The following is a 9,658-nucleotide window of genomic DNA, read 5'->3' on the forward strand; positions in this document are numbered from 1 at the left end:
GTATTTAGCAAACTATGTAGGGTACGTTTATAGCGACGGTATAAACGATCAAATTGTTTATCTAACCAATGTTCAAGAGAATTCTCTTTCGCCGCTTTATCGGCTTGATAAGGTTTGAGTACATAGGCACACATCATCGGCGAAAGTGTTAGTGCGACCACTCCCGACAAAATCACCGAGGCGGCGAGGGTAAACGCAAATTCGACAAACAAGACACCGGTTAACCCGCCGACAAAGCCAATGGGCAAAAATACCGCGACGAGCGTCGTCGACATGGTAATAATCGGCCAAGCTAGCTCACGCGCCCCCTCAATAGCGGCCTCTGTTCGACTCTTTCCTTCTTCAATATGGCGGTGGACATTCTCCAGCATGATAATCGCATCATCGACCACCACGCCAATCGCGAGAACCATTGCCAACAAGGTGAGCAGGTTGATGGAAAAGCCTAATAGAAACATCAAGAAGAAGGTGCCGATTAATGACACCGGAATGGCGACCGCCGGAATAATCACCGAGCGCAATGATCCTAAAAAGCCATAAATAACGAAGACCACAATCGCTAGGGCGAGAATAATCGATATCACCACCTCATCAATGGCATTATCAATATACTCGGTGGAATCATAAGCGATATAGGCTGATAAGCCTTGCGGTAGTTGGGGGATAACATCCGCGTCCCAAACCTCATTGACTGATTCAATAACATCAAGGGCATTGGCATCCGGGGACACTTCAATGCCGATAAAGGTGGCATCTAATCCGTTAAAGTTAACGGACGTTTGATAACTTTCTGCACCTAATTCAACCGTCGCGACATCCTCTAAACGTACTACCGATTGGCCATCGCTGCTGATCACCAGATCTTCAAATTGTCTGACGTCATGAATGTCTGTGGCAGCGTTTAAATCTATCGCGACATCTTGGCCTTTGGTGCGTCCAAGCGTTGCCAGAACATTATTATTGCGCAGTGCAGCAACGACATCCGTGCCGGTAAGATCGTATGCAGCGAGCTTGACCGAATCGAGCCAAACCCGCATCGCAAAGCTGCTAGCACCGAGTACATTGGCGCGTTGTACGCCGGGAATTGTAGAAAGTTGCGGCTCAACCACACGCACCAAGTAGTCGGTAATTTGGTTATCACTGAGTACCTCAGAGTAAAAGGCGAGATACATCGCCGCCACGGTTTCACCGACTTGCAAGGTGACCACGGGTTCACGCGCATCTTCAGGCAGCTCAGACCGTACCTTGTTGMCCTGTGCGGCAATTTGCGTGAGTGCTTCATTAGGGTCGTAATCAAGACGCAAATAGGCCTCGATAGTGCTGACGCCTGCCGTCGACGTCGAAACCAAGTAATCAATCCCTTCTGATGCGGCAATTTCACGCTCCAGCGGTGTGGTAATAAATCCTTGAATCAAATCGGCATCTGCACCGATATAGGTGGTCGACACGCTGATAACCGCATTCTTAATTTCCGGGAACTGGCGCACATTCATGTCGGTGATGGCGCGTAAACCTAGCAAGATAATGAACAGGCTAACGACGGACGCTAATACGGGTTTCTTGATAAATACGTCGGTAAATCGCATCGAATAGCTCCTATTGATTCACAACGTTGGGATCAAGATCTTCGCTGGGCTGAACACGCGGATTATCACTGATCTTCACGTTACTGCCGTTGCGCAGCTTGAGCAATCCGGAAGTCACGATGCGATCGCCGCTTTCCAGGCCATCCTCTATCACAATCATGTCACCGCGGCGTGCGCCGGTTTGAACAAAACGCTGTTGCACCGTCAGTGCATCATCTTGTTCTTGGATCACGAAAACGGCGTTGCCATAGGGGTTAAATTGAATCGCGGTTTGTGGCGCCAGTAAGACATTTTGCGTTTCTTCACCTTGATCAAGACTCACGCGTGCAAACATGCCCGAGCGTAAAATGGCGTCTGGATTGTCAAAGGTGGCCTGAATGTCAACACTGCGGCTCGATTGGGTAACGACAGGAGAAATAGCGGTGACTGTGCCACTAAACGTTTGTTCAGGTCGCGCCGTGATAGTGGCTGAGACTGTTTGGCCATCTTGCAGGGTACTAAGCTGTTGCTCGGGCAGGGTAAAATTAAGATGAATCGGATTCACTGAGGTCAGGGTTGCGACCACTGAACCTGGAGCAATTAATTGACCAAGACTGACTTTACGGATGCCAATAATGCCATCGAAAGGGGCGGTTAGCGACTTTTGTGCAATGCGCGCTTGTTGGCTATCAACTGCTGCATTTGCTTGTTTAGCCTCACTTTCTTTACGTTTGAGTTCCGACTCTGATACGTTTTTGTCTCTGTAAAGGCGTTGGTAACGTCGCATCTCTAATTGTGCTAGTTCAGCCACAGATTCGAGTCGGCGCAACTCTGCTTGATCAACACTGGCATCGAGTGTCAGCAGCCGTTGCCCTTTTTTTACTGGGGTCGCATTATCAAAGAAAATATCATCGACAATGCCGTTTGCTTCGGTGGTCAACTGGGTTTCATTAATCGCGGCAAAACTACCAATGGTAGTTTGTTGTTCACGCCATGGGTGCGTCGACACTGTGGTGGCTGTGACAGTCGCCGTCGGTGCAGGCATATTGTCAAAAAATTGATTCATAAAATGATCACCCACCATTTTGTAGGCAAAAATCCCACCAAATACGAGCGCACACGCGACTAACATCAGAATTAAACGCTTTGTCATAAAAAGTCCCTGAAAAAAATCCATCACCGACCGTGGTCGATGATTTTGTGGAGCTGTTCAGGCTAGAGTCATAAACCTAAACGAATGAGGAGAAAGCGGATGCTACTCAACGCAAATAGCAACGTGGATGAAGCGACATTGCGTGCGATTGCCCATATGCCGACGCTTAGTCTACCTGTACTGATGGACGCTCATTTTTGCACTAAGTTAACAGATACTGATTTTATGAGGATCGCGGTACGCCTTGCAGAAAAAAGTGCACAAGAAGGCGGCTGTCCCATTGGCGCGGTGATTATTGATAATCACACGCGCCAAATTGTGGGTAAGGGATACAACACGCTGGTGCAAGAAAACCATCCTTATAATCACGGCGAAACAGCTGCAATGCGTGACGCTGGGAGAATCGATTTTAGCCAAACGACCTTATTCACCAGTTTAAGCCCTTGCGATGTTTGCGCAACATTAATCTTTATGCGTGGTTTCGTGCGAGTGGTGGTCGGCGATGTGACCAGTGCGAGCGGTAACGAGACGATGCTGCAAGAGAAAGGCGTGACGATCGATGTGCTAGAAGATCCGCTGGGCATTGCGCTGTATCAGCAATTTAGAACCGAGCACCCCGAACAAGAGTTAGAAGATTGGCAAGGTGTGAGTGCGGTGAACGCAAAGAAATAAGAATTTTGATAAGAGTAGCCTACGAGGATTGGCTGGGCCTTTTTGTGTTGTCGCCGCCATATCGACTTAAGTTGAATAGCGCATGCTCGATGACATGCTAACGTGATCTAGTTATCTAGACACAGTCAGCAAGGAGTGCGTTATGTCATCTAATAATATCTACGATCTTGGCTTGGACAAAAGTCCAGCCAATTATCAAACACTGAGCCCGCTTTCTTTCCTTGAGCGGGCCGCCAGCGTCTATCCAGATTATCCGGCCAGCGTTCATGGCCATTTATGTTGGAGTTGGCAGCAAGTCGATCAGCGTTGTCGTCAATTTGCGTCGGCATTGACTCAAGCCGGCATCGGGCTGGGTGATACGGTATCGGTGATGGCCCCCAATCTGCCTGAAGTCTTTGAGTTGCATTTTAGTGTGCCGATGACAGGCGCCGTACTCAATACCATTAATACCCGGTTAGAAGCGGAAACCGTCGCCTTTATCCTTGAACACGCGGAAAGCAAAGTGTTTATCGTCGACAAGGAAATGACGGAAGTGGGTAAGCGGGCGTTGAAGATGATTAAACACCGTCCGTTAGTGATTGCGATTGATGATCCCTTGTATCCGCATGGCGAATGCATCAGTGAAACTACCTACGAGACGTTTTTAGCAAAAGGGGATGGTGATTATCAGTACGCATTGCCAGACGATGAATGGCAGGCCATTTCACTTAATTACACCTCAGGCACAACCGGCAACCCCAAAGGGGTGGTGTATCATCACCGTGGCGCCCATCTGAATGCGGTAAGTAATGTGTTGTCATGGAACATGGATTCCCATCCAGTGTATCTTTGGACGCTACCCATGTTCCACTGTAATGGTTGGTGTTTCCCATGGACGGTGGCCGCAACGGCGGGGGTGAGTGTCAGCCTACGGCATGTGCGGGCCGAGCCTATCTTTGATGCGATAAAAACCCATAAGGTCACTCATTTCTGCGGTGCGCCCATTGTTCTTAATATGATCAACAGTGCTGATCCGGCGTTAAAATCTGGCATTAAGCATACCATCAAGGTCATGACCGCAGGCGCCGCGCCACCTGCCTCTGTGATTGAGGGCATGGAAGCGATGGGCATTGCTGTGACCCATGTTTATGGGCTCACCGAAACCTACGGTCCTTGCGTGGTGTGTGATTGGCAGCATCATTGGGATCACCTCTCCCAACAAGAAAAAGCGCGGATGAAAGCGCGCCAAGGCGTACGCGCGCCGATGCAAGGGGATCTGATGGTCGCTGATCCGGTGACGTTTAAACCGGTTGCAAAAGATGGTGGCACGCTGGGTGAGATTTTTGTTCGCGGTAATATCGTGATGAAAGGCTACCTAAAGAATCCGAGCGCGACGGAAGACGCCATGAGTAACGGCTGGTTTCGCACTGGCGATTTAGCGGTGTGGCATGCCGATAATTACATCGAAATCAAAGATAGACTGAAAGATATCATTATTAGTGGTGGAGAGAATATTTCCAGCATTGAAATTGAAGATGTCTTGTATCGTCACCCCGAGATTGATGAAGTCGCGGTGATAGCGATGCCCGATGAAAAATGGGGGGAGGTTCCCTGTGCGTTTGTCAAAACGACCGAAGCATCAGCCGTGACCGAAGCAGACATTATTGCTTTCTGTCGTGACCAAATGGCTCACTTTAAAGCGCCTAAAAAAGTGATCTTTACAACACTCCCAAAAACGTCGACAGGGAAAGTGCAAAAATATGTACTGCGTCGTAACGTGAGTGAAAAGTCAGTGTAATAAAAAACGGTGGCGTCATCCCGTCACCGCTTATTAAATCACGTTCAGGCCGTCAGTTGGGCGAGTTATCGCCTAACATCTGGCAAACCTATAGCTGCTTGAGTACGGCCTCAGCACTGGAAACGTCAAAGCTTTTCGGCGGCTCAACATTAAGCTGGGTGACGGTGCCATTTTCAATGATCATGGCATAGCGCTGTGAGCGAACACCGCCAAACTTACCTGAATCCATTTCTAGTCCTAGCGCCTTGGTAAAGCTCGCATCACCGTCGGCCAGCATATGAATCTGATTGGCATTTTGTGCCTCGCCCCAAGCCTGCATCACAAAGGCATCGTTAACCGATACGCAGGCAATCATATCGACGCCTTTTGCTTTAATCTCATCCGCTTTCACCACAAAACCCGGTAAGTGCGACTCTGAACAGGTTGGGGTAAAGGCCCCCGGCACCGCGAACAGCACAACCTTCTTGTTGGCGAAAAGGGCAGGGATGTCGTGGGTTTGCATTCCTTCAGCAGTGAGTTCGCTGAGTGTAGCGCTGGGTAGAGGTTGTCCTTGCTGAATCATGATGACTCCTTGGTCATTGTGTTATCGAACTTTATCCTTCTGCCATCGAGTCTACGCTTATTTACGCCTTGAAAATACCGAAACTTGATGGGGTTTTAGGCGATATATGCGTCGATAATGTGCAATTTAAGCATGCTGGTCTTACCAATTAATAACCACTTTTACTTTGTGATCCACGCCCTATAATCCCCAGCCTTGTCATTGTTCGAGGTAATTCAATCATTTGACAAGTTGTTTACATACAAATAACATCACAATCTCATACTAAACAAGAGACCTCGGAGGTCCGACTAGTGAACAAGAAGCAGCTCTCAACGATTGCGGTTGGCATCATCGCCGCGACTCAAGCTCATGGGGCAGGGTTTCAGGTCGCTGAACATTCAGCAACTGGCCTTGGACGTGCTTATTCTGGCGAAGCCGCCATTGCTGATAACGCATCCACTCTCGCCCGAAACCCGGCCAATATGATGTTATTAGAAAAGCGCCAAGTTTCCGGTGCGATTCATATTGTTGATCCCCATATTCGAATCAAAGATAAAACCAATAACGAAGAAGCCAAAGACGTTGCACCAGTTAAAGCGGTGCCTGCGTTTTATTATGTATCGCCGCAAACCGATAAATGGTCATGGGGTGTTGGCTTATATACCACCTATGGCGTGGCAACAGATTATCCGGATGACATGCAGGTAGGCGATATTGCCGGCCATACAGATCTTCTTACCACTAATTTGAATCCCGCTTTGGCTTATCAAGTGAACGACAAATGGAGTGTCGGCGCAGGGTTAAGTTTGGTATACGCCAAAGCAGAACTCACCCGGTATAAAGGCGCATTAGCTGGTGCGCTGGGTGGAGATAAGCGAGATAACTTACTGTCGTTAAAAGGCGATGCAGTTGGCTATGGCTTTAATGTGGGCACCACCTATCACTTTAATGATGATCATCGCATTGGATTTGGCTACCGCTCTGAGGTGGCACTCGAATTTGAAGACGGCGATCTCAATAGCTATGACACAGGGATTTCTACACCACCGAAAGTCGATGGTGATTTAGAGCTCGACTTACCGGAAATTTATGAAGTATCAGGGTTTCATCAGTTAACCGATGACTTTGCCATGCATTACAGCTGGAAACGCACGGGCTGGCGTTCATTTAAAGAGCTAAAAGCAACGTCCAGTCAGTGTAACGACGGTACACCGAATCAATGTTTTTATAAAGATGAGCAATACAAAGATAACGTACGCCTTTCACTCGGCGGTACTTATCAGTTTAATGATGCGTGGACAGGTCGCGCAGGGGTCGCCTTTGATGAAAAAGCGGGCAAAGCGACCTTGAGTATTCCCGACTCGGACCGTTATTGGTATTCAACCGGCTTTACCTACCAATACAATGCCGATTTAACCATTGATGCGGCGATTACCTGGATTAGAAGCCGTGATGGAAACTTTAAAGAGACCAATGGCTTGGGTCAGGATATTGAAATTTCATCGAAAGGCGATGCGTATTTAAGCGCAGTGCAACTCAACTATACCTTTTAAAATGGGAGCCCATTCATGTTAAAGCATTCTTTTTCGTTATCGATAGTGGCTGCTGTGCTTTTATTGGCAGGCTGTGGGGATGATAAGACCAGCTCGACCAATCCTGACTTTAATGCTGAGGTCCAAGCCCTACTTGAGCGTGACACCAAAATCGATTTTACCTTACAGGGGAAAAATCAATCTGTCCCGGTGCCAACCTTTTTATTAATGAACCCTAACGACGGCACCTTAAATTTACCCACTGGCAGTGACAGCACATTAAGTAATCCGCGTGCGGCGATGAATACCATGGATGGTTGGTCGACCACCATGCCGCTGGTGTTTGACTTTAAAGGCGCAGGGTTGGTCGATGGTCCTGTCTCTGGCGGTGTTTATCTGGTGAAACTAACTGAGTCGCTGACTGGGGAAAATCCGCTTCCAGAAAAGGTGCTAACGCTCGGTAGCGATTTCAATGCTATCACCAGTGCGGCGACAGACACACTGACGATATTACCCACTAGCGACTTAGCGCCGAGCAGTGAATACATTGTGGTGATTACCGATGAAATGACGGATGCCAATGGCAATCCCGTCGGTACGTCAACGAGCTATGCATCGTTAAAGTCGACCAATAAAGATTTTACCGGGACAGCGTTAGAAAAACCGGCAACGGTTATTAAAGGTGTTGAAAAGCTGGCGAAGGCCGCCGGGGCGAATTCCCCCATCGTCTACTCCACCTGGTTCTCCACCCAATCGGTGGGTGATAGCTTAAACTATACCAAGCTAGCGACGGCGGCTGGATTTGATGCTGGAAGCCTAGCTGCAGTATGGAAAGCGGGCGCCAACCCCAATAATGCTGATTTATCGGATGCCTACAACATCGATATTACCGGCACTCAGGACTATCAAACGGCGTTGAATGGGGATGCCCAGTTTACCCAGTACTTTGATCCAAATGACGAAAATATCAAAGCCAAAGTCATCGGCGCATTTAATTTAAACGGTGTTAACTTAGCTGATGTTCAGGTGTCAACAGGCACCATAAAGCTTCCTTACTATTTGGAAACCGATAGCAACTGGAATAGCCAACCGTTTGAGTCGGCAACCCCCAGCTTGGCCAAAGTATTGAATGCCCTGCAAGACCCTGAGCAAAAAGCGACCATTGCCGCGCAGCTTGCTGAGGCTGGTGTCGATATAGCGGTACTAAGCGGAGATGACAAGACTTTAATTACTGAAGAGCTATTTAAACTGGCCGGTGTCACATTGACTAAAGCCGACGGTAGTCAGTTGGATCCTGAGCGGATTATTACCCGCTACAGCCCAGTACCGCAGATTAAATCAGTGCAAGAGGTACCTTTCTTGCTGTTTACCCCAGCAACGGTTGATAGCACTACCAAACTGACGGTTTATCAGCACGGAATTACCTCGGCAAAAGAAAATGCGTACTTCTTTGCGCCTAACTTTACCAATGCAGGCCAAGCGGTGATGGCGATTGATTTACCGCTCCATGGTCAGCGCAGTTTGGATGCTGAACGCTCTGCTAATGTCGATGTGACAGCGTACTTAAATCTGAATAACCTGGCCGTAGCGCGTGACAATGTGCGCCAGAGTGCGCTGGATGTGATGGGCGTGCGCGCTGGCTTGACCCGTACCCAATTGATGGGAGGATTCGCGGGGACGCCATTAGCGACGATATCGTCTTTCACGACCTCGGCACCACGCTTATTAGGTCACTCGCTAGGCGGCATTGTTGGCACCACCGGGTTTGCGGCGGCCAACCGTGACAACGCAGATACAGGAGTCGGCCCATATTATGACTTCTCTGCGCTAAGCGTGGCGAACTCTGGGGGACAAATTGCTAACTTGCTTCTCGGGTCGGACTCGTTTGGTCCTTTGATTAAGCACAGTGTTGCTTTTAAAGGCAGTGCCGCTTATCAGACCTTTGCCGGTAACAATTGTACGCTCGATAATAGCGCAGAAAATAATGTTATCTGCTACAAAACTTTTGAGGCAAACGGCTCAGAGAGCGCACAAGCGGAAGTGAATGGTGTGGTACAGCAATTTAATTATGCCGCACAGACGCTACTCGATACCGTCGATCCCTATACGAATGCAACCTATATTGATGGAAGCACTACGCCGATTTATATGCAACAAGTCGATGGGGATGACACGGTACCGAACGGCGTCGCCTATACGATACCGGGCATTGTTGATAATTTCGCTGGCTCTGAGCCATTAGCCGCGAAACTTGGCCTACCAACCATCAATGCCAGCTCCTCCGCTGCGCAAGATGGCCAGAACTTTGTTGACTTTGCCGGTGATAACGCGAGCCATAGCACCTTTATCTTCCCGAAAACGGCGGAGCTTGCAGAACAAGCCGTGCACGCTGAAATGATTCGCCAAGCGGTTGAT

Annotated in this window: 7 protein-coding genes; 4 read left to right on the forward strand and 3 right to left on the reverse strand. The window is 48.7% G+C overall.

The window, feature by feature from the left end; genetic code table 11:
• Positions 1-1,586, reverse strand: a 1,586-nt coding sequence (locus BZG79_RS07290; RefSeq protein ID WP_199877602.1) for an efflux RND transporter permease subunit, incomplete at its 3' end; no start/stop codon positions are given.
• Between the two features lie 10 nt (positions 1,587-1,596).
• Positions 1,597-2,718, reverse strand: a complete 1,122-nt coding sequence (locus BZG79_RS07295) for an efflux RND transporter periplasmic adaptor subunit (RefSeq protein WP_077660996.1) — start codon at positions 2,716-2,718, stop codon at positions 1,597-1,599.
• 99 nt (positions 2,719-2,817) lie between these two features.
• Between BZG79_RS07295 and BZG79_RS07300 the strand changes: the two genes are divergently transcribed.
• On the forward strand, positions 2,818-3,390 hold the full coding sequence (locus tag BZG79_RS07300) for a nucleoside deaminase (RefSeq protein ID WP_108743247.1): 573 nt from the start codon (positions 2,818-2,820) through the stop codon (positions 3,388-3,390).
• A gap of 142 nt (positions 3,391-3,532) precedes the next feature.
• Positions 3,533-5,167, forward strand: coding sequence for an acyl-CoA synthetase (locus BZG79_RS07305; protein ID WP_077774076.1), 1,635 nt, complete (start codon positions 3,533-3,535; stop codon positions 5,165-5,167).
• An 88-nt stretch (positions 5,168-5,255) separates the two neighbouring features.
• Here BZG79_RS07305 and BZG79_RS07310 read toward each other — a convergent pair whose 3' ends face one another.
• On the reverse strand, positions 5,256-5,729 hold the full coding sequence (locus BZG79_RS07310; protein WP_077646713.1) for a peroxiredoxin: 474 nt from the start codon (positions 5,727-5,729) through the stop codon (positions 5,256-5,258).
• 293 nt (positions 5,730-6,022) lie between these two features.
• Between BZG79_RS07310 and BZG79_RS07315 the strand changes: the two genes are divergently transcribed.
• Complete coding sequence (locus BZG79_RS07315; RefSeq protein WP_077679308.1) at positions 6,023-7,264, forward strand: outer membrane protein transport protein; 1,242 nt, start codon at positions 6,023-6,025, stop codon at positions 7,262-7,264.
• A gap of 15 nt (positions 7,265-7,279) precedes the next feature.
• Positions 7,280-9,658 (forward strand): VolA/Pla-1 family phospholipase (locus BZG79_RS07320; protein WP_077774077.1); only part of this gene is annotated, 2,379 nt, incomplete at its 3' end.

It is taken from the genome of Salinivibrio sp. MA427, from assembly GCF_001996115.1.
Classification (GTDB): Bacteria; Pseudomonadota; Gammaproteobacteria; order Enterobacterales; family Vibrionaceae; genus Salinivibrio; species Salinivibrio costicola.